We start from the raw sequence: 20498 nt of genomic DNA, 5'->3' as shown, positions 1-20498 counted from the left end.
TCACGTTCTGGACGCCGGCGTCAGTGCGTTGACACGTAGCGGCGGGTGTGCGCCGTCCCTCCTGTGAACAAAGCGACAGTCAGACGACCAATAACCAGTGCGCCTGCGTTCGCCAGGGTTGAAGCCCCAAGCACGTTACGGAGGTTGCCGATGAACACGTTCGACGGCGCACGGTCGTCCCATGCCCTCGTGGCATTTCCGGCGGTGGAACCGGCCTCCAGGGGCGGAAGGGCCACCCGGACGTGGCTGTCCCCACGGGCCAAGGCGCGCTGGGCGGGGACACCAACCACCGGAATGGTTCACCGACAAGACTCAGGGCCGCGGAACACAGGGGTTCGGTGTGCTGCGCAGCCCGCCACTCGACAGCAAGGATGTTGACCAGATGACAGAGCACGGGCGCCACATCGAGCTCCTCACCAAGCTCCACTTCCTGTCGGCTCCCCCGGAAATGGGTAGCATCGACTGCAAGTTCACCTACAGCGCGGACGATCCGTTCGCCGTTTGCATCAGGCTCATGGTGACCGCGGACAGGGGCGTCACCTGGGTGGTCGGTCGGGATCTGCTGTACGCCGGCGTCGAGCGTCCCAATGGAGAGGGCGACTTCAAAGTGTGGCCCACACGAGGGCCGCACGGCAGGTCTTTGTTGTATCTGAGACTCGAGGTGCCAGAGGGAAGTGCCACGTTCGTGGCCGACCTGACGGTTGTGCGCCGGTGGCTGGAGGACACTTACGCCATGGTTCCTTCCGGCTCCGAAGGAACGTACCTGGACTGGGACGCCTTGACCGAGAGTCTGCTCCCACCCGTATGAACACAGTGCAACGAACTTTCAGCAAATGGGGGTTCGGGGTGCAGGGCCAGATGCGTGTTCGGGCATCGCGAGCCTTCGGCGCCTCGCAAACCTCCCGTGACGGGAGCAACCAAAGAGACGCCCGTCGAGAGAGGACGGATGCCTGGCCGAGGAACCCTGGACCCTAATGGTGAACAGATATCCCGGTCAGACGCCGATTGCGCAGGTCGTGCGCAGCACCTTGGAAGGGCTTGTCGCCGAGCGAATCGTCACGCGTCGGAAGCGACGAAGGTCGTGTATCCGGTGCATCTGGCTATGCGGAGCAAGCCCGCTGCGGGGGTCACTCCACCTGACTCTGATCGGCCGTCGTCGTCAGTGAAACGCTCGCCAGTGAGGCTTTCGGGCTTCGGTGCAGGTCCGGGCACAGTTGTGGCACTGGGAGTTCTTACGCTGCGTATACGTGACCGGACGGAATGAAACCTATGGTCAAATGCCCGATGGCTGGGCCAGGCGGTGTCGACAGACTCGTTGACGTAACGTGCTCCTGCTCAGTGGGGAGCACGCCCCCCACTGAAGGAATGAGATGTACGTCGACGCACCGAACCAGACCGCCTACACCGCCAGCGGTCTCAGGTACGCCTACCGTCGTTGCGGTACTTCCGGCTCGGAGCCACCGTTGCTCCTGCTGTCGCATCTTCGCGGCACGCTCGACAGTTGGGATCCGGCGCTGATCAACGCGCTGGCGACCGAACGCGATGTCATCGCTTTCGACCATGCCGGTGTTGGTCTCAGTTCAGGAACCACGCCGCGGACCATCAGGGACACAGCCGTCGACGCCCTTGCGTTCATGGCGGCCGTCGGTGTGCGCGAGGTGGATGTACTGGGCTTCTCGATGGGCGGCTACACCGCCCAGGAGCTGGCACTCCGCCGTCCCGCAGCAGTGCGCCGTATGATCCTTGCCGCCACCGCCCCGCGTGGGGGGCCCGGTATCCACGGCTGGTCGGACAACATCCTCGCCCGATCCGAGGCTGACGATCCCAGGCTCGAGGACTACCTCTACACCTTCTTCAACCACACGGAGTCAAGTCAGCGCAGCGGGCTGGAGTTCCTGGGCCGGTACATCGAACGCGAGCACGACCGGGACCTGCCGGCCAGCCGAGAGGCCAGGGAAGCGCAGTACGAGGCAATGGTCGAATGGGGCACCCCCGACCACGAGGCACTGAACAGGCTCAGAGCGATCAAGCAGCCGACGCTCGTGGCCCTCGGGGATCAAGACCTGGTCACCCCGCCCAGCGCGTCGTACTTGTTGGCGAGCCTGCTGCCCGATGTGAAGGTGCGCACCTATCCCGATTCGGGTCACGGCTTCATGTTCCAGCACTACGAGGCGTTCGCTCGGGAGGCGCTGGCCTTTTTGTCCGAAAACTCACAGAATCGTTCTACGCCAGTCAACTGACGGATGTACCGACCCGCTCCGCCCACGCACCATTTGGGTACTGGCAGGGGCAATTGCCCTTGGGGACCGGGGAGGAACGTTGTCGTTGGTGGGCCGTACATCTGAGCTTCAGGCACTCGACGTGCTGTTGGCCGAGGCGAAGAACGCGGGAACAGCGCTATTGCTGTTGGGCGACCCCGGCGTGGGGAAGACCGCGCTGCTGGAGGCCATGGCCCACCACGCCCGCGCGGACGGCCTGCGTGTGCTGCAGGTTGTCGGTGTCGAGAGTGAACAGGAACTTGCGTTCTCCGCACTGCACCAGCTTCTCTACCCACTCTTCGATCACTTGGCGGAACTGCCGGCCTTCCAGAGCGGTGTGCTGGAACAGGTCCTCTCCATCCGTGACGGTTCGACACCCAGCCGCTTCGCCATCTCGGCTGCGGCCCTGGCCCTGCTCCAGGCCGCAGCCAGGCGGCAGCCTCTGTGCGTGGTGGTGGACGATGTGCACTGGATCGATCGTTCCAGCGCCGAGGTGCTGACCTTTGTCACCCGCAGGCTCAGCACCTGCCGGGCAGCCTTCGTCATGGCCTCCCGAGGTGGGGGGCACGGATTTATGGACCCGACGGGGCTTCCCGTCTTGCACATCGGACCGCTGGCGGCCCCCGATGCCCTGCAGCTGCTGGACAGCAGCCACCCGGGACTGGCCGAGCCGACGCGGCGGCGGCTGTTGCACGAGTCGGAAGGGAACCCGCTCGCTCTGGTCGAGTTGCCGGGCCAGCTCACCGATGCGCAGCGGGCCGGCGCCGAGGAACTCCCCGCGACGCTGCCCCTCGGCAGCCGCCTCGAGGGCGTGTTCGCCGAACGCATTCGGCAACTCGACTCCGCGACGCGCTTCACCCTGTTGATGGCGGCGCTCGACGGCGAGCGCCCTGGCAACCTGGCAGACATCCGTGCTGCTCAGACCGCAGCGGGGGAGGGGTGGAACGAAGGGCAGCTGGAGACGACCGAGCGCATGGGGCTGGTCCGCGTCGATCATCTGGGCGAGCAGATCACCTTCCGGCACCCTCTGGTCAGGTCCTGCGTCGTCCACATGTCCCCGGGCGGACGACGTCAGGCGGCGCATGGTGCGCTCGCAGAGATTCTGAGAGGGGAGCCGGAGCGGCGGGCCTGGCATCTCGCCCATGCCGCGAGCGCCCCCGACGAAGGGGTCGCCATCGAACTCACCCGTGCCGCAGAGCATGCCATGGCCCGTGGTGGCGCCGCGGAGGCTGCCACGGCGTACCGTCGCGCGGCCGACCTGAGCCAGGATCCCGCGGAACGCACCCGCCGCCTCGACGAAGCCGCGTTCGCCGCCGGCGTCGCCGGCCTGCTGGACACAGCCCACGAACTGGCCAGCGCCCAGACCACGGAGACGCTGCGAGGCGCGGCGGCCGCCGCCTACGTGCAGTTCCACCGGGAGGGAGACATCGATGCGGTGTACCGCATCCTTCCTCAGGCGATGGCGGCCGCGCCCCCGAGCACCGAGCCGAAAGACGTGGACGCCTTTGACGACGCCTTCTACGTACTTCTCAACACAGCGGTGTGGGGCGGCCGTCCAGAACTCTGGACGGCCGTGTACAACGAGCTGGACCGGGTCTCCGAGCTCGCGCGCATGTGTTTTGACAGCGTCGCCGATCCAGCGCGGACCGCGCATGACGTGCGGGAGCGACTGGACCGCGCAACAGCCACCCTGTCGCCCGACACACCCTTGTGGCGGATGAACTGGCTCATCTACACGGCGATGTACCTGGACTGCTTCACCTATTACGACGGCGTCTGGCGAGACGCGGTGGGGCACAGCGCGTACGACAGCCTGCGTTTCGGCGTGGTGGCCCGGGCGCACGAGGCCTTCATGCGGGGCGAATGGGACAAGATCGAGGCGATCGCATCGCAAGGTATCGCGGATGCCACCGAACACGACTACAACCTGGTCCACATCATCTTCACGTACGGTCTGGCCATGGTCGCATCCGGCCGCGGGGACGAAGAAGCCCTGCGCAAGCACTGCGACACGATCGTCGCGTGGGCCCAACCGCGACGTATGCAGCTGCTGATGACGACCCCGAACGAGACCTGGGCGCGAGCCGCCGTCGGACGGGGCGACTTCGAAGAGGCGTACCTGTTGACCTCCGCGCTGACGCCGCCGGGAGAACTGCCCCCGCATTACCCCCACTTCTCGCGGGTGTTCCTGGACCTCGTGGAATCCGCCATGCGGACAGGGCGGACCGAAGAGGCCCGTGCGCATGTCGAGGCGGGTCGGCAGGCGCGCGTCGACACCATCTCGCCGCACCTCGCGATCATTCTCGCCGGGGCTGTTGCGCTCACCGCGCCCGACGAACGGGCAGGGGAACTGTACGAGGCAGCCCTCGCCGTCCCGGACGCCTCGCTCTGGAAGTACGAGTACGCGCGCATCCGCCTGTGGTACGGCGAGTGGCTCCGGCGGCGTCGGGAGTACAAGGCCGCTCGTGTCCAGCTGAGCGCGGCGTTGGAACTGTTCGAGCAGCAGTTGAAGGCTCCGCTGTGGGCACAGCGCGCCCGCGACGAACTGCGCGCGGCCGGCGTTGGTGTCGGGGTGCCCGACACCAGGGCAGGAGTCAGGATCAGCGCCCAGGAACGCCGCATCGCGGAGCTCGCGGCGAGCGGACTTTCCAACAAGGAGATCGGCAGGCAGCTCAACATCTCTCCCCGTACAGCCGGCGCACACCTCTACCGGGTGTTTCCCAAGCTCGGTATCACCTCCCGCGCCGCACTGCGCGACGCGCTCGGCGAATTCGATGAGGTGAGCAGCGCGTGATGACCGGCCGAGTACCCATCGGGCGGGGCTTGGATTCCACATGTCGAGTTATTGCCCGAAAGGGCAGAAGATGCAAGAGCTGTGCACGTTGAAAACGTGTGCACCATAGGCTGATTTTTAGCAGCGCTATTCATTCCAGTCTGAACGCCAGCGCAGTGATGTGGACGTGCCGAACGAGCTGTTGCACAGCGACAGGCATCCCTCGCCGACCAGCGGCGCGGGCCGACGTGGGATGCCTATGGTTGCATCAAATGAGGATGTGCGTCACTTCTCCATAAGTCGGGGGTACATGGTGGCGATGTCTGCGGCGAGGTTCGCCTTCACCTTGCGCGACATTTCGTCGGCGAGCACCTCGTACGCTCCGCTCTCGACACCGTCCAGCGCCTGTGCGGCGACATCCTTCGGGGTGGACTTGGGGGCGTCGACATTTGCCGTCATGTCTGTGTCGACATAGCCGACATGCAGTCCGGTGACATCGATGCCGCGGGGCTTCAGCTCCAGTCGCAAGGAGTTGGTGGCCGACCACAGGGCGGCCTTCGAAGCGCTGTATGAGCCGGCCATCCCGATCCAGGACAGCACGGAGTGGACGTTCAGAATGTGGCCGCCTCCGTTGCGCTCGATGGCAGGAGAGAAGGCGCGCGTCACCTGGAGCGGGCCGTAGAAGTTCGTTTCGAACTCCCGTCGGACGTCGTCCAACGGCGCCTTGAGGAGGGAGGCGTTGATGGAGACGCCGGCATTGTTGATCAACACGGTCACGTCTCCGGCCTGTTCGGCCGCCGCGGTGACGGAGGCAGGATCGGTTACCTCGAGTGCCAGCGGTACCGCGTCAGGGTGCGTCACCGTGCGCGGGTCGCGCGCCGTGGCGTACACCTTGGCTGCACCGCGTGCGAGGGACTCCTCCACCAGCGCGTGTCCCAAGCCGCGGCTGCCGCCGGTGATAAGCACCACTGCACCGTTGAGCGACGTCATAATGTCCTCCTCGTGAATAAACCGATCGGTTTCAAGAACTGTAAACCGATCGGTTTCATTCTTCAACCGGAGATGGCAGAATGTCTTTGCCGGTATCCGATCGATCAGCCGCCGGTTTGGTTGATGCACATGTTTCTGCCACACGGCATCACGTGTGATGAGGCGGACTGTGCAGCCCATGCATTTCTCAAACGGATGCGCCATGAGTACGGCGCTCACCGACCCCCGCAGCCCGCGTGGCCTTTGCCCGCAGTGATCCCTTGCCGAAAGGAAGCGTTCGTGACCACTCTTACCGCCTGGAGGTTCCCCACCCCCGACGGCGCCGACCATGTGGAAGAAACCCTGTTGTCATTGCAGAAGCAGGGCCTGCTCCAGGTACACGACGCGGCCGTCGTCACCTGGCCGGAGGGGCGCGAGCGCCCCAGAACCAAGCAGTTGAACAACCTCGCGGCAGCCGGAGCGCTGTCCGGCGCCTTCTGGGGCCTGCTGTTCGGACTGATTTTCTTCGTGCCACTGCTCGGGGCAGCCGTAGGCGCACTCGGTGGCGCTCTTGGCGGCTCGCTGGCTGACGTCGGCATTGATGATGATTTCATCGCCGGCGTCCGTGGCGAGGTCAAGCCGGGCACCTCGGCGCTGTTCCTGCTCACCTCCGATGCCGTCGTGGACCGCGTCCACGAGGCCCTTCCCGAGGGTGCGGCCGAGCTGATCCGCAGCAACCTGTCTCAGCAGGATGAGGCCAAACTCCGAGAGGTCTTCGCCGCCTAGCACGGGCCTTGGCAGGCCAGAAGTCCGGGGAGCCAGCCTCCCCGGACTTTTTTCTCGTGGTGCACGCGTCAGCGCACACCTGCGGCATCGACGACGGCGACGACGGCAGTAAGCAGCACGCTCGAGAGGTCGTCGGCTTGGACGCCGGCACGAGCGCTCGCCCCGTCGAGAATGATCATCAACTGCCGGGCGAGGAGGTCCGGCTCCACCGCGCCGCCGTCCTCGGCGGCAGCGCGCAGGTACTCCGTCAGCTCGCCCTTCACCTGGTGCGCCACACGCCTGGCCGGATGGTCGGTGTTTTTCAGCTCCACCTGAACGGAGAGGTAGGGGCATCCCCGGTACTCGGGATCGGCGGCCGCGGACTCCAGCCATGTGAACGGGTAGAAGAGGCGTTCACGCGGCGAGAGCTCCGCCTCGGGCGGCGGCAGCAGGCGAGCCGCATAGGCGGACGCCCTGCGTTCCAGACTGGCCGCCAGGAGTTCGTCCTTGGTGTCGAAGAACTGATACAGCGAGCGCTTGGAGACCCCGGCAGCCTGGCAGAGCGCCTCTACCCCGACGTTGACGCCCTCCCGGTAGGTGAGTTCCGCGGTCGCCTCCAGCAGCCGCTCACGGGAGCTCGCCTTCGCGTCTTTCCTCATGAGGTGAGGGTAACGCTGCCCCCGCCTCGTGGAAAACTGCTCGGTTTCCACCGTGATGCCGGGGTCGTCCGTGGTCAGAGGCGCTCGACAGCGTCGGAAAGTGAGCGCCTGGTGTCGCGCGACGGTCGGGCGAAGCGGAGCGGTTGTCCCACCAGGCGGTTCTTTCGGTCAGGCGGGCAGGACGCGGTGCACCTCATGGGTGAAGTCCGGGGGCATTGAAACAGGAAGCCGTGCCCGACGTCGCTGTAGAGGATCACCCTGGCATTGGACAGCTTCTGCGACACGGGGTACGTGGCGTACGTTGACCACCGGAACCGGAAGTGTCAGTTCCTCCTGACAGTCCCGGAACCCCTTGCTTGCGCCGACGGCTCCTTCATCTCCGGGAAGAACAGACGCGGGAAATCCTCGTCGACGGTAACCGGCTTCCTCACGATCTGCTGAGTGTGCACCGCGGGGCTTGTCCACGGCGGCCCGGATCAAGGCGCACGCCGCACCGGATGCCGGTGGAGTCGTGCTCGGTCACGGACTCGCCCACCCTCCCGCGCAGCGAGCTCGCGAGCCCGTACGGCGGCCTGCTTGACGTTGCCCCTGTGTGCCGGACCGTGCCCGGGCAGGATGACGTCGGCCTCAACGGCCTCCAGGAGTTCCAGGGAGTGCAGCGCTCTGGACCGGTCGGTGTGGAACATGGCCGGGAGGATCTGGGGGCCGTCGATCCGGGACGTCGGATGCGCGGTGACCAGCGCGTCACCGCTGATCAGTGTTCCGGTGTCGGCCAGAAGGTAAGCGCAATGTCCTTCCGTGTGTCCCGGTGTGCGTACGGGCTCCGGCGCCCCCGGCAGGTCCAGCGGACCCGGCGCGGGAAAGGGTGAGGGCTCGGTGACAGGCACGTGGGCGGTGCCGCCGGCCCGAATGGCGTGAACGGCCCACGGCAGGACCCCCGGTCGCCAGGACTGTGCCAGCACCTGACCGGCGGAGACCTGGTGAAGGTAATCCCGCCGGGCGTGCGGGACCTCCTCCTCGTGCATCATGACCGGCGTGCCATAGGTGGCTCGCAGGCGTTCCGCGGCACCGATGTGGTCGCTGTGGGCGTGCGTCACGAGAAGCGCGCGTACGCCTTCGGGCTTCAACCCCACCGCATCGAGCGAGGCCAGTAGCAGGTCGTGGTCGGCTGGGTATCCGCTGTCCACCAGAGTGGCGTCGTTGCCGTCTTTGATGATCACCCAGTTGGTGTTGCTGCCCGACACCAGATACACGCCGTCCCCGATGTGGACGATGTCCTCGTCACGCAAATGCTTTCTCATTCAGGCTCATTTCATCGCGGGCACCAGACGCTGTCTGTCGTCCGGAACGCCCATACACATCTGTCAGCTGGGCCATGCACAAGGCTCAGAGCGTGGCGAGGTACTGGTGGACCGAACGCACCGCGCTCGCCCCGTCGCCGACCGCGGCGGCGACGCGCTTCATGGAGTCCAGCCGCACATCACCGGCGGCGAACACGCCGGGGACGCTCGTTTCGTACGGCAGCGGTTCGCGCCCCAGCTCCTTCCATGCCGGGCCGAGTTCTTCCGGCGACAACTGGCGGTCCGTCGGCACGAACCCGGCCGAGTTCAGGAGAACCCCGCTCAGCCAGGACGTCGCCGGACGCGCTCCGATGAAGCAGAACAGGCCGGCGCAGTCGACGCGTTGTTCCTCGGTGACCTCGGCGCGGGTGGCCAGAGACACTCCATCGAGGTGAGGTCGACCGTGCAGTTCGGTCACCTGAGTGCCGGTGAGAACGGTGATCCGCGGATCGCTCTTGATGCGCTCCACGAGGTACGCGGACATCCGCGCGCCGAGATCGGCCCCCCGCACCACCAGCGTGACCTCGGAGGCGTACCGGGCCAGGTGCAGTGCAGCCTGTCCCGCCGAGTTGGCGCCGCCGACCACCACGACCGGCCGTCCCGCCACCGCCTGGGTCTCCAGGTCGGTGGCCGCGTAGTAGATGCCGCATCCCGTCAGTTCCGTCCAGCCGTCGAGGGGGAGCGCCCGGTACTCCGCGCCGGTGGCGACGATCACCGCCCGGGTGCTGATGCGAGTCCCGTCCATCAAGGTCACGATGTGGTCGCCGCCCTGCGTGCCGAGTCCGGTGACGCCGCACGGGCTGGCGAGGTGCACGCCGAACTTCAGCGCCTGCACAGCGGCACGCGCGGTCAGGTCCGCCCCGCTGAGGCCGAAGGGGAAACCGAGGTAGTTCTCGATACGTGCACTCGTGGCGGCTTGGCCGCCCACGGCCACCCCGTCCAGCAGGACCGTCTCCAGTCCCTCGGACGCGCCGTACACCGCCGCCGCCAGTCCCGCCGGACCGGCGCCCACGACCGTGAGGTCGGCCGAGCCGCGTCCCGGACGGCGGTAGGTCAGGTTGAGCTGCTGGCTCAGAACGCCCGGAGTCACCAGGGGAGTCGCTTCGTGCGAGGTCAGTGCGGCGGGCAGGTCGTCCTCGGTCAGCCCGGCCCCGCGGAGCGCTTCCGCTCCCTGGGGAGAGTCGCCGTCGAGCCACTGGTGCGGAACACCCTGGCGGTCCAGGAAGGTGCGCATGGCCAGGCCCGCGGCCGACCCGGCGGTGCCCACGATCCGCAAGTTCTGCTCCGTCGCCTGGCGCAGCAGTCGTCGCCTGGCGAGGACGGCGCGCAGGATGAGGTCCGACAGCTCGGTCTCCTGGGCCATGAGCCTGCGAAAGGCTTCAGGGCGCACCCGATGAACGGTGCCGCCGGCAGCGACCCGTACGGTCAGTCCGCGTCGCTGCCCGGTGAGCAGATTGAGTTCGCCGGCGAACTGGCCGGGGCTGTGGGTCATGAACAGGTGACCGTCTCCGTCGTCGGACGACGGGATGGTCGCTTCCAGCGTCGCTGTCCCACACAGGAAGAGATCTACCGAGTCGTCCTCGACGCGGTAGAGAACCTCGCCCGTTTGGACCTCTTCGCAAGTCGCGTACTGGGCGGCCCGGGCCAGTTGTCCGTCGTTCAGCCGCACTTCGGCGGCGAGGGCGAGATCGTCCGGACGGTCACCGATCTCGGGGAAAGAGGTTGCCATGCTTGAAGAATGCGGCGCCGGGCCCGCGAATCGCCTGTCAGGTGTGGCTATATGACGCACTCCTGCACGCAAGGACAATCCCCTTGCACGAACGGGTACCTTCACGGGCGAGGCGGACTCGCGACGCGGAGTTCTCCACCATCCGCTCCGTGGCCTTGTCGCACCGGACGCCAAAGGGTGCCAAGTGCTCAGCTGAGCCGCTTCTTCGGGCCGATCCGGTTCGTCGAGCAGGTTGAGCCCTGTGGCGACGAGAGATGGGTGGGGCTGGTGCGGAGCCATCGTTCCCGACGGCGCTGGGCGTCGCGAACCATGGCCCGCTGAGCCCCGAGTTACTGGAAGAGCTGCCATACCTGCTCCGTATAACCCGGCGTGACCTGCCACGACGGTCTCGGGGGCGGCGCTGGCCTCACAGAGCGCCGCTGCGGATGGCATAAGCCACCGCGTGCGTCCGGTTGCGTAGTCGCAGCCGTGTGATCACGTCGTGCAGCACGTTTTTGATGGTGCGTTCCGAGTAGTTGAGGCGCCCCGCGACCTCAGCTGTGCTCAGCCCTTCGGCCAGCAGCCGCAGTACCTCCAACTCCCGGGCTGACAGGTCGCCGGAGCCTGGCTGCTGCCCGGGCAGGGAGCGCAGGCGCTCGATGAGTGCGCGCACCAGTGTGGGCGGCAGCGGAGACTCTCCGCACAGCGCCTTGCGACTGGCCCGCACGATGTCGGCGTAACCGACCTCGCCGCGCAGCAGCACACCCACCACGCCGCGTTCGACCGCGTACATCAGGTGCCGCTCGCTGATGGTGTCCACGACGAGTAACACCGGGACGCCCGGACCCTGCCCGAAACCGGCGACCTCCTCGACCAGACGGAGCGTCGCCAGCGTCACCGTGCGGTCCAGCACCACCACGATGTCGGCGCTTTGCCGCTCTCTCCAGGGCACCACGTGTACGCCGGCCCACCCGCCGAGGCAGGCTCGGGCACCCTCCTCCGTGAGTGTGTCGCTCGCCGTCAGGGCGAGCGTTATCGGCAGTGTGTCCGGATCAGGCTCCCTTCTCGGAGCCCCCATCGCCGGTATGCCCCGCACAGAGGTCAAAGGGAAACGGCTGACGGGACTGACGTCACTCCGCACGGGAGCTTCGACGGCGTTGTTTCTCATGTGCGATCACCGAGTTCCTGGCGGTGCTGTCCAGTTGTCTGCGGGGTGCTGACGCCCGGTGGCGAGACACTCGCCGTTGCGCTCAGCCTCGTCGGAAGGGCCTCGAGCGAGGGTGTGTCGCACGGGCTAGTGAGGGGAGTGTTATCGGGCAACAAGGCAATTCCAAACCAAACGGGTCTGCGCATGCCGACGTCTGTCATGTGACGTGTTCGTCGGCACGACAGGTGTGACGGGTGCGGTGCACACAGTGGCGAGAGTCGGCAGGCGCTGTTCATACTCAGTCGCGCCGCTGCAGCAGTTCCCGCGCCAGCGCTTCCCAGTCGAGCAATTCCGGCTCGCTCCCCCGAGGCACCAACTCATAGGTGGCGTCCAGCCAGGCTCTGACCTGGCAGTGGTCCATCTCCAAAGTGAAAGGTGTCCTCGGCCCACCAAGACCGAGATACAGCCTCCGGCAGGACAGCAAATACCGTCGGGAGGGCCAGATCCGGTGGGCTCCCATCCCTTGAGGCTTCGAGGTCCCGACGTCCAGCAGGTCTCGGGACACCGTCCAGCGCAGTGATTCGGCGGTCCCGGTGCGGATTTCGACGCCGACCGAGAACGGCTCGCTCACGGTGTAGCTCATCCGTGCCCGCAACCGAACAGAGGTCTCGGTGCTTTCGAAGGCGCCCGACAGCAGGCGGACCGGCAAGCGGAGAACGGGTCGGAAGCCTGTATTCGTAGGGCAGTTGTGGCTGTGGTCGCCTCCGGGCCCGTTCATGCAGTTCTGCTCCTCCGTGCGCGGACACGTCCTGGTCCGTCGGATGTTTTTACCTGTCTGCCGCGCGGCGGCCCGCACCGCTTAGTCGGAGTACGGGCCACCGCGGAACCTTCGTGACTACTTGGCCAGGAAGGAGAGGAGGGCGGAGTTGACTTCCTCGGCGTGCGTCCACAGCAGGCCGTGCGGGGCACCGTCGACCTCGACGTAGTCGGCCTGGGGGAGCGCCTTGTGGAAAGGCCGAGCGGTGGAGTCGATCGGCAGGACGTTGTCGGCGGTACCGTGCAGGATCAGCGCCGGGACGTCGATGTGCGGGATGTCGTCCCGGAAGTCGGTGGGCCAGGTGAGGGGGGCCGCCCACGCGGCGTGGGCGCCACCGCTCGCTGCGACGTTCCAGCTGTTGCGCACGGCTTCCTCGCTGATGCGGGTGCCCAGGTTCTCGTCGAGGTTGTAGAAGTCGTTGTAGAAGGAGGTGAAGTAGGCGTAGCGGTCGTTCTTGGCCGTGTCGGACACGCCCTGGAAGAAGTCGGCTGTCTCGGCGCCGGTGGGGTTCTCGTCCGTCTTCAGGAGGAAGGGCTCCAGGGAGGCGAGGAAGGCGACCTTGGCGACCCGGGCGGAGCCGTACGTGGAGATGTAGCGGGCGACCTCGCCGGTACCCATGGAGAATCCGACCAGGGACGCGCCGTGCAGGTCGAGCGTCTCCATGACGGTGTTGAGGTCGGCGGCGAAGGTGTCGTAGTCGTAGCCGGTGGTGGGCTGGCTGGACTGGCCGAATCCGCGGCGGTCGTAGGTGATGACGCGGTAGCCATCGGCGAGCAGGGCCGCGGTCTGCTTCTCCCAGGAACGGCCGTCAAGGGGGTAGCCGTGGATCAGGACGACGGGCCTCCCGGTGCCGTGGTCCTCGTAGTACAGGTCGATGGTGGTGGAGTTTTCCTGGCCAACCGTGATGAACGACATGGCTTTCCCTTCAAACATGCTGTGCCGGCGTGACGCGCCGACGTGATGGTGGATGCCGCGACTTCGGGGGGCGGACCGTGCCGACGTCGCGAGCGGATGTCGTCCGGCCTACTTTCTGCCGGGCGACGGACCCACCATCGCCCCGCGGCACCCACCAGTGAATCCGTCTAACGACTTACCTTTTGAACCTCTGGGTTTTCATCGGACACCATTCGGTGACCTGCGGCGATGTGCTACGCCGACGAATCTGGATCGCGAGGGCGGCGCAGGTCGCGGGACTTCTGCCCCCGATGGCGCCCAAGCCCGGGGAGCCCCGAACGGCTACGCAGTCAAATGACTCATGGTGCCGAAGAAGAGGACGAGCCTTCACCGGCTCCTTGCCCCGACTGCGAAAAGAGGCTGAGGCTGTTGCCCCACTGACCTACCGCCGGGGGTGTGGCGGCGGCGTCGCGGTGATCTGCTTAGCTGATGCGATGAGCAAGTCAACTAACCACTCACCTGCGGACGTTGATTCCGACCGGCTTTTCCAGGACCCGTACGCGGTCTACGGCAGGCTCCGCGAAGAGGGGCCGGTCCACCAGGTCATTGGCACGGACGGCCTCCCCGCCTGGTTGGTCACACGGTACGAAGACGTCCGTCAGGCCCTCACCGACCCTCGGCTGTCGTTGGACAAACGCAACGCGACCCCGGGCGGCTACCGGGGTATGGCCCTGCCGCCCGCGTTGGACGCCAACCTCCTCAATATGGATCCGCCGGACCACACACGTATCCGGCGCATGGTCTCCAAGGCCTTCACTCCCCGGCACATCGAGCGCTTGCGGCTGCCGGTTCGGCGTGCCGCGGACCATCTGCTCGACGCCCTGTCCGAGCAGGAGCAGGTCGACCTCATCTCCGCTTACGCCGCCCCGCTGCCGATCGTCGTGATCTGCGACCTTCTCGGTGTGCCCTCGTCCCAGCGGCTCGACTTCCGTGCCTGGACCGACGCTTTGGTGGCCCCCGATCCGGCGCGGCCGGAACGGGCCAGGGATGCTGTGAGACAACTGCTGCTCTTCTTCACCCAGTTGATCGCCGACAAGCGAGCTCGCCCCGCCGACGATCTGCTGTCCGCCCTGATCGCCGTGCGCGACCAGGAGGACCGCCTCAGCGAGGACGAGCTGACGTCGCTGGCCTTCCTCGTCCTGGTCGCGGGATACGAGAACACGGTGCACCTCATCGGCAACGCGGTCGCGGCCCTGCTCGCGGCCCCGGACCAATTGGGCGAGCTGCGAGCTGATCCCGGTCTGCTGGACCGGGCAGTGGAAGAGCTGGCACGTTACGACGGTCCCGTACCGCTGGCCATCCGCCGCTTCCCCACCGAGGACGTCGTGATCAGCGGCGTCACCGTACCGGCCGGTGAGACGGTCCTGCTGTCGCTCGCCGCCGCGCACCGTGATCCGAGTCGCTTCCCCGAGCCCGACCGGCTGGACCTCGCCCGGGACGCCACCGGGCACTTGGCCCTGGGACATGGCATTCACTACTGCCTCGGTGCCCCGCTGGCGAGGATGGAGACGGGCATCGCACTCACTGCCCTGTTCGACCGCTTCCCCGACCTCTCGCTCGCCGTTCCCGCGCAGGACCTGCGCCGACGCCCGTCGATGCGATCGCGCGGACTGATGGCCCTGCCAGTGCGCACGAAACACCTGTGAACGCATGACGCCGAGAAGCGCGTCTCTTGGGCACGACCGTGGACCGATGGGGCAGATTCTGGCTGCTCGGCCACCGAAAGTACTGGCACCGCCGCAATATTCCGCCCATGAGCGGCATGCATACTGAAAATGAACACAGCTTGTCCGGACGTACCGTACTGGTGGCGGGCGCCACGGGCGGGATCGGTGAGGGAATGACCCGGGCCCTGCTTCTGCAGGGCGCGAGGGTGGTGGCCACCGGCCGTGACGAGGAGCGGCTGTCCCGTCTCGCCGCGTACGTCGAAGAAGCAGGTCCGGGCACACTCGACACCGAGGTGGTGGACGTCGGATCCCCGGACACCGCGGGCGTGCGCGAACGGCTGTCGGCTCTGGGCGCGCTCGACGGGGTCGTGATCACGATCGGTGACTGGGGGAGCCCGGAGCGCACCAGCATCCTGGACACAACGTCCGAGGAGTGGCAGCGCATGATCGCGGCCAACCTGACCAGCCACTTCCACGCGTTGCGTACGCTGACCCCGTTGCTCTCGAAGGAGGGTGCGCTGGTGCACCTCAGCGGATTCAGCGCCGAGATCCCCTATCCGTTCGCCGCGCTCGTCGGTGCTACCAACGCAGCGAAGAAGTCCCTGGTGCGGTCTCTCACCGCTGAACTGGACGGAGCCGGACCGAGAATCTACGAGCTGGTCATCGGCCCCATCCGGACCCGTCCGCGAGCGGCGATCGGCGCCGACAGCCCCCACTGGTTCGGGGCCGAGGATCTCGGCCGGCACGCGGGCCTGCTGATCGCCGGCGAGGGACCGCACGCCGACGCCCCCTTGCAGTACCTGCTCACGCGCGACCAAGGGGTGCGGACAACGCCGCCCCAGTGACCGCAGCGTCGAGTCTGCGGTGGTGGACCGGCACAGGGCGACGTCGGCGTGATGGTGGGTTCGGCTCATGGCCGACACCGAACCGACGGCGTCGCCGCCCCGGCGGAAATGAGCGTGCATGACCTGGCTGGTGACCGCTCCGCTTGTCTCCAGTCACCGCTCCAGGGGGACTTGGGGTCGCGAACGCTGCAGGCGAGGACCGAAGCACATGTGTGCCGCAGATTGCGGTAGTCGTTTGACAGAAGCACCCACGAGGCTTTCGGGCCATGCTGGGGTCACGCTCCCTCCTCCCGTGCGCGATGAACCCGACGGGCATTCGAGGAGGCGAAGGCGTAGTGTCCGACTCCCTTGCACAGAAGGCCGCATGACTTTCCAAAAGATTCGCGTCAACCCTCAACTGGTCATCGCGGCAGCGATCACCTTGCTCGCCCTCCTCGCCGTGACCGTCAACACGTCGGCAAGACCTGGAACGGAGTCGGTTCCCGACCAGGACACGGAGTCGGACATCGTCTACATGAAGGGTACGGAAGCGCAGTCGGCATCGGCCGCCCCCTGAGCGACACCCCGGAGCGGGTCGATATGCGGAATGGTCCGGCGGGCGTCTCCCTTGCTCACATGTTCTGCGACCTCAACCGCTGAGGCACGGGCAGTTCGAGCAGCACCAGGTCGTAACCCCGCATCTCCGAGGCACACCGGCCGCCGGCAGGGGCCGTTCGCGCACCCAGGCCACGGCAGATGGCGTTCATACGCCGGTTGGACGCGGATGTGAGAACCATGACGGTGCTCATGCCCAGGTCCGCCGCTCGGGAGAGGGTCCATCGCGCCAGGGCCGTTCCCAGGCCCGCGTCCTGCCAGTCGTCCTCCACCAGCAGAGCGAGCTCGCCGCACCGCTCGGTGTCACCGCGCAGCAGATGGGTGACGGCGATGACCGTGTCGGGAGCGTCCAGCGGAGCAGTCACCCAGGTGACACCGTGCCCGGGGCGGGTCAACCGAGCCCACTCCTGTTCCCGCAGCGCGGAACGGACCGTCTGGTACCGGCTGTAGATCGTGTCCGGTGAACACCGGCCGTGCATGGCGTTCACAGCCGTGAGGTCCGACGTCACTGCGGGCCGGGTCACGGTGGCTCGGCCGGACCGGATCAGGATCAGGTGTCCGTCTGGGCCGGGTGAGGCGGGGGACAGAGGCATCGAACGTCACTTCCAGAGCCTGTCGTTGGGGGTGTGAGGCCGGACTCAGGACCGCACGATCGCGGTCCCTGCGCCCTGCACGATGCGCGCTCGGTCCGGCCGGGTGCCCGACGAGGAGTGGCCTGCGCGCATCGGGCTGAGAGTGCTATCAGGAGAGCGCCGGTGCATGTGAGAACGGGGCCGGCAGCAGGCCGATGCCCCCGAGCGAGACGTCGGCCCAGGCGAACGGCCCGATCCAGGTCGCATGCGGCTGGCGCGGAGCACCGAACGCGGGTCGTACGAGAACGAAGGCGCCGACGATCCTGCGAGGAGCGCGAACACTGCGCCTCACAGAGCCGCGTTGTGCCAGGCGTCGGCACGGCCTCGTTGATCTGCGGGGCGGCGCGTGCGGACGTCTCGGTCCGCAACCGCCCGATGAGCTACTCGCGGGCCGCGGCCACAATGCCCGCGCAGCCGCCGGTCAGCGAGACCACGCCCAGTACCGCAGAGAGCGCAGGCCCGCGCCCATGCCCATGTCGGTGAGCTCGCGGAGATCTCTCCGACGTCCGCCGACACGTCGCCCTGCGACGGCGAAGGTCACCTGCTTCCCTGGGGTGTTTCGCCTCGGGTACATCCGGCAGGATCGGGAACGTATGCCCTCAGACGGGCGGGAGCAGTCCTCAGGCGTACCCGGTCCGGACTGTCTAGCCGCGCCAGACCCAGGTCACCCTCTCGTAGAGCCGCTCGAAGCCGGCGCGCAGCATGTTGTGCAAAGACGTGTTGTGCTCGCCGGAGCCTTCTGTGCCGGTCTCGGCGACGAGCCAGCGGCAGCCTGCGTCTCGCGCCGCCCGGATACGGGCGGTGAGCAGTGCCGACTGCGCTCCGCGACCACGCGCCTCAGGAAGGGTCGCCCCGCCGAACATGTCTGCGCACCCACCATGCAGGTAGAGGCTGCCGACTGCGATGATCCGCTCGCCCTCCCAGACGGCGTACTGCCGCCAGTCCGGCCTGCCGACGCAGGACGCCGCCATGTCTATCATTCCCGTGGGCTTGTTGAATCCGAAGGTGGTCATCATGACTGTGGCCCACTCGCGCGCCTCGTCGGGTGCGATCGGTCCGACGCGCAGATCCGGTTCGAGTGCGGCGACGCCGTCGGCCGTGGCGAGCGCGGTGTCGGTGGCGCACCCCAGCTTGTCGAAGTGCGGCCCCTCGGTGAGGCCCAGTTCGGCGGCGATTGCGGCCCAGTCCTGCGGCAGGGATGCCGGGGCGAGCATGAACGAGGCGCTGGATGCGCCCTGTTCACGGTAGAAGTCGCAAATTCGCGCGATGAGGTCGGCCGTGACCGGCTCCTCGCCGAACCCGCCGACCCGGTCGAAGAAATGGCTGGGGTCTTCACGGACCGCCACCGCAAGCGCTGAGTCGAACCGTTGGTGGCGAGCCCCCAGCGCCTGCCTGACGGACAGCGGCGCCCCGGCTGCGAAGTCCGCGTAGGCCTCGATCTCGACTCGCTCACTCAGACCGGTCGGCACAGTGGTCCTCATACGTATTTTCCTCTTCTGGATTTCTGGCGGTAAATAGGTTCGAGCCAACGGTGTCGATCGTCCGATCCCCTGCCACACGATCACGGTCAGCGCGACGAGCGGAAGCAGGTAACGGTCGACGTCGGGGATCGAGGTCCCCATGGCGTATCCCGCCAAAGTCAGGCCGGCGCTCCAGAGCACCCCTCCGGTGACCTGCCAGACGGCGAACGTCCGCGCCGGCACGGCCACAACTCCTGCCAGGGGATTGATCACGGTCGTACCACCGGTATGAAGCGGGCCAGCACGATGGCCTTGGCGTAGCCGTACCGCTTCAGCAACTCTTCGGCTCTTTGCGCTCCTTCGTGCAGTCTCTTCGAGCGGCTGCGGGCCAGCAGCGCCCGTCCGCCCTTCCGGCCGATCGCGTAGCCGCACTGTGCGCCGGCCAGCGCGCCCACGGCAGCCGCGAGCAGCAGCGGTCCCAGCTCGAGGTGCACGCTCCGTTCGGATCCGTCGGTGCACAGCAGGCCGGCTGTGAACAACAAAGAGTCGCCGGGCAGGAAGAAGCCGAGCAGCAGTCCTGTCTCGGCGAACATCACCAGCCCGACACCCAGCACGCCGAATGTGACCAGCAGGGACCGAGCGTCCCGCACGTTCACGGCGAGCTGCGCAGCGAGGTGGATCGGCTCCGTCTTCAATCCACGGCCGCCTTTCTGGGAGAGGTGAAGGTAAGCAGATGTGCGACGGCCCCGGGGGAGCCGCTCGCCCGCGGGGCCCGGCCCACACCGAGGCTTCGGTGCGCCGGGACAGTCGTGTACGCGGTACGTGCATCGGCGTCAGTGCTCAACCCCGTGCTACCCGAACCGGTCTCCCCATGGCGCCTTCAACGCACGCGTCCCAGGAGGGCCGCGAGCGCCACGCGGGTCTTGACTCCCGCAGTGAGGGAGACCCGGCCGGCCAACACCGCAGCCGGCTCGCCGTCAAGGGTGTCGAGCAGGTTGCGGTAGATGCCGGCCATCGCACCGACACAGGCCCGGCTTCGACGGTCGAGCAGTGGAAGCAGGCGCAAACCCTCGTCGAACAATGTCCGGGCTCTGCTCGCCTCGTGTCGGACGAGAGCGTCGAAATCCGCATCGGAGGGGACCAGGCCGGTGGCGAACCACGCTTCGTCGCAGTCGAAACGTGCGACGTCCTCGGCGGGAAGATAGCGCCTGCCCATCGTGGCGTCCTCGCGGACGTCCCGGAGGATGTTGGTGATCTGCAGGGCGAGCCCCAGCGTGTCGGCGTACTCCCGTCCCCGCTCGGCGTCCGTGCAACCAAAGACCCCTAGCGACAGTCGTCCTATGGAGCCCGCCACGCACCGACAGTAGACGAGCAGGTCCTCGAAGCTCTTGTACTCCGCCTGCTCGACGTCCATCGTGACGCCCGTGATCAGTTCCTGAAACACCTCCAACGGGATCGGAAAACGTTGAGCCGCGTCCGCGAGGGCGATCCACACTGGATCCGTCTCGTCGTCTTCCATCCGGCCCGCCGCCAGTGCATCGACCATCGAGCCGACCTGAGCGAGCAGCTCTGTCTTGCGCACAGGTTCCAAGTTGCCGTCGCCTATGTCATCCACCCGGCGCGCCAATGCGTAGATCGCGGACATCGCCTGCCGTTTGGAGCCGGGGAGGAGGCGGAGACCGTAACTGAAGTTCTTTGCCTCTGCGCGTGTCACTTCCTCGCAATGGCGGTATGCCGCCAGCACCTTGTTCGGGCGCGCATGGACGCGGTCACCGATTGCAGCCACACTGATCAACTCTTCTGCTGAGGGGGGAAGGCCGCCCGAGTGCTCGTCGAAGCCGACGGACGCGGCCACGTCAGCGTAGGACTCCGGTGGGGCGCTTGCGGCCGTGCGCGATCAGAGAGGAAAT

Annotated in this window: 17 protein-coding genes and 1 pseudogene; 7 read left to right on the top strand and 11 right to left on the bottom strand. The window is 67.0% G+C overall.

The window, feature by feature from the left end:
• Positions 1 to 340: 340 nt before the first annotated feature.
• The 3 genes from J3486_RS24315 to J3486_RS24305 all read left to right on the top strand — a co-directional run bounded on the left by J3486_RS24315 (position 341) and on the right by J3486_RS24305 (position 5052).
• Positions 341 to 808 (top strand): SsgA family sporulation/cell division regulator, encoded by a 468-nt coding sequence (locus J3486_RS24315; RefSeq protein WP_307804918.1) that lies wholly within the window; start codon positions 341 to 343, stop codon positions 806 to 808.
• 562 nt (positions 809 to 1370) lie between these two features.
• Positions 1371 to 2240 carry an alpha/beta fold hydrolase gene (locus J3486_RS24310; RefSeq protein WP_207823703.1) on the top strand — a complete coding sequence of 290 codons (870 nt, stop codon included), beginning with the start codon at positions 1371 to 1373 and terminating at the stop codon, positions 2238 to 2240.
• An 88-nt stretch (positions 2241 to 2328) separates the two neighbouring features.
• On the top strand, positions 2329 to 5052 hold the full coding sequence (locus tag J3486_RS24305; RefSeq protein ID WP_307804917.1) for an AAA family ATPase: 2724 nt from the start codon (positions 2329 to 2331) through the stop codon (positions 5050 to 5052).
• A gap of 264 nt (positions 5053 to 5316) precedes the next feature.
• On the opposite strand, the gene J3486_RS24300 is transcribed toward J3486_RS24305, so the two are convergent.
• The gene (locus J3486_RS24300) at positions 5317 to 6021 is read right to left on the bottom strand and encodes an SDR family oxidoreductase (protein ID WP_207824087.1); all 705 of its coding nucleotides are present in this window, start codon (positions 6019 to 6021) and stop codon (positions 5317 to 5319) included.
• Positions 6022 to 6300: 279 nt separating this feature from the next.
• Between J3486_RS24300 and J3486_RS24295 the strand changes: the two genes are divergently transcribed.
• On the top strand, positions 6301 to 6786 hold the full coding sequence (locus J3486_RS24295) for a DUF1269 domain-containing protein (protein ID WP_207823699.1): 486 nt from the start codon (positions 6301 to 6303) through the stop codon (positions 6784 to 6786).
• Between the two features lie 68 nt (positions 6787 to 6854).
• Here J3486_RS24295 and J3486_RS24290 read toward each other — a convergent pair whose 3' ends face one another.
• From J3486_RS24290 to J3486_RS24265, 6 genes are all read right to left on the bottom strand, one after another.
• Positions 6855 to 7424 carry a TetR/AcrR family transcriptional regulator gene (locus J3486_RS24290; protein ID WP_207823698.1) on the bottom strand — a complete coding sequence of 190 codons (570 nt, stop codon included), beginning with the start codon at positions 7422 to 7424 and terminating at the stop codon, positions 6855 to 6857.
• 476 nt (positions 7425 to 7900) lie between these two features.
• Positions 7901 to 8725 carry an MBL fold metallo-hydrolase gene (locus tag J3486_RS24285; protein ID WP_207823696.1) on the bottom strand — a complete coding sequence of 275 codons (825 nt, stop codon included), beginning with the start codon at positions 8723 to 8725 and terminating at the stop codon, positions 7901 to 7903.
• An 85-nt stretch (positions 8726 to 8810) separates the two neighbouring features.
• Positions 8811 to 10493, bottom strand: coding sequence for a cyclic nucleotide-binding domain-containing thioredoxin-disulfide reductase (locus J3486_RS24280; RefSeq protein WP_207823694.1), 1683 nt, complete (start codon positions 10491 to 10493; stop codon positions 8811 to 8813).
• Between the two features lie 406 nt (positions 10494 to 10899).
• Positions 10900 to 11391, bottom strand: a complete 492-nt coding sequence (locus J3486_RS24275; RefSeq protein ID WP_307804916.1) for a response regulator transcription factor — start codon at positions 11389 to 11391, stop codon at positions 10900 to 10902.
• 526 nt (positions 11392 to 11917) lie between these two features.
• Positions 11918 to 12262: an SsgA family sporulation/cell division regulator gene (locus J3486_RS24270; RefSeq protein WP_229378538.1), complete on the bottom strand. Its 345-nt coding sequence runs from the start codon at positions 12260 to 12262 to the stop codon at positions 11918 to 11920.
• Positions 12263 to 12514: 252 nt separating this feature from the next.
• Positions 12515 to 13351: an alpha/beta fold hydrolase gene (locus tag J3486_RS24265; RefSeq protein ID WP_207823690.1), complete on the bottom strand. Its 837-nt coding sequence runs from the start codon at positions 13349 to 13351 to the stop codon at positions 12515 to 12517.
• Positions 13352 to 13824: 473 nt separating this feature from the next.
• Between J3486_RS24265 and J3486_RS24260 the strand changes: the two genes are divergently transcribed.
• From J3486_RS24260 to J3486_RS24250, 3 genes are all read left to right on the top strand, one after another.
• Positions 13825 to 15036 (top strand): cytochrome P450, encoded by a 1212-nt coding sequence (locus J3486_RS24260; protein WP_207824085.1) that lies wholly within the window; start codon positions 13825 to 13827, stop codon positions 15034 to 15036.
• A 26-nt stretch (positions 15037 to 15062) separates the two neighbouring features.
• Entirely contained in the window at positions 15063 to 15902 is an 840-nt protein-coding gene (locus J3486_RS24255) for an SDR family NAD(P)-dependent oxidoreductase (RefSeq protein WP_207823689.1), read from the top strand.
• Between the two features lie 364 nt (positions 15903 to 16266).
• Positions 16267 to 16458 (top strand): hypothetical protein, encoded by a 192-nt coding sequence (locus J3486_RS24250; RefSeq protein ID WP_207823688.1) that lies wholly within the window; start codon positions 16267 to 16269, stop codon positions 16456 to 16458.
• A 55-nt stretch (positions 16459 to 16513) separates the two neighbouring features.
• On the opposite strand, the gene J3486_RS45250 is transcribed toward J3486_RS24250, so the two are convergent.
• The 4 genes and pseudogenes from J3486_RS45250 to hpnD form a co-directional block, all read right to left on the bottom strand.
• Complete coding sequence (locus J3486_RS45250; protein WP_374194763.1) at positions 16514 to 17089, bottom strand: N-acetyltransferase family protein; 576 nt, start codon at positions 17087 to 17089, stop codon at positions 16514 to 16516.
• A 683-nt stretch (positions 17090 to 17772) separates the two neighbouring features.
• Positions 17773 to 18108 (bottom strand): GNAT family N-acetyltransferase, encoded by a 336-nt coding sequence (locus J3486_RS45245; RefSeq protein ID WP_374194768.1) that lies wholly within the window; start codon positions 18106 to 18108, stop codon positions 17773 to 17775.
• 576 nt (positions 18109 to 18684) lie between these two features.
• Positions 18685 to 19184: pseudogene (locus J3486_RS44290) on the bottom strand (DedA family protein); the annotation flags it as partial.
• Between the two features lie 284 nt (positions 19185 to 19468).
• The gene (gene hpnD / locus J3486_RS24235) at positions 19469 to 20365 is read right to left on the bottom strand and encodes a presqualene diphosphate synthase HpnD (protein ID WP_207824083.1); all 897 of its coding nucleotides are present in this window, start codon (positions 20363 to 20365) and stop codon (positions 19469 to 19471) included.
• Positions 20366 to 20498: the final 133 nt, after the last annotated feature.

Origin of the sequence: Streptomyces sp. VRA16 Mangrove soil (assembly GCF_017377775.1) — a bacterium.
Taxonomy (GTDB): Bacteria; Actinomycetota; Actinomycetes; order Streptomycetales; family Streptomycetaceae; genus Streptomyces.
Note: the sequence above shows the minus strand (reverse complement) of the source record. Positions and strands in the feature narration are given on the sequence as shown.

Coding starts and splice junctions, on each gene's coding strand:
- J3486_RS24265 (WP_207823690.1), bottom strand. CDS start 13,351: ATGTCGTTCATCACGGTTGGCCAGGAAAACTCCACCACCATCGACCTG.
- J3486_RS24250 (WP_207823688.1), top strand. CDS start 16,267: ATGACTTTCCAAAAGATTCGCGTCAACCCTCAACTGGTCATCGCGGCA.
- J3486_RS24280 (WP_207823694.1), bottom strand. CDS start 10,493: ATGGCAACCTCTTTCCCCGAGATCGGTGACCGTCCGGACGATCTCGCC.
- J3486_RS24260 (WP_207824085.1), top strand. CDS start 13,825: ATGAGCAAGTCAACTAACCACTCACCTGCGGACGTTGATTCCGACCGG.
- J3486_RS24285 (WP_207823696.1), bottom strand. CDS start 8,725: ATGAGAAAGCATTTGCGTGACGAGGACATCGTCCACATCGGGGACGGC.
- J3486_RS24300 (WP_207824087.1), bottom strand. CDS start 6,021: ATGACGTCGCTCAACGGTGCAGTGGTGCTTATCACCGGCGGCAGCCGC.
- J3486_RS45245 (WP_374194768.1), bottom strand. CDS start 18,108: ATGATAGACATGGCGGCGTCCTGCGTCGGCAGGCCGGACTGGCGGCAG.
- J3486_RS24310 (WP_207823703.1), top strand. CDS start 1,371: ATGTACGTCGACGCACCGAACCAGACCGCCTACACCGCCAGCGGTCTC.
- J3486_RS24270 (WP_229378538.1), bottom strand. CDS start 12,262: ATGAGCTACACCGTGAGCGAGCCGTTCTCGGTCGGCGTCGAAATCCGC.
- J3486_RS45250 (WP_374194763.1), bottom strand. CDS start 17,089: ATGCCTCTGTCCCCCGCCTCACCCGGCCCAGACGGACACCTGATCCTG.
- J3486_RS24290 (WP_207823698.1), bottom strand. CDS start 7,424: ATGAGGAAAGACGCGAAGGCGAGCTCCCGTGAGCGGCTGCTGGAGGCG.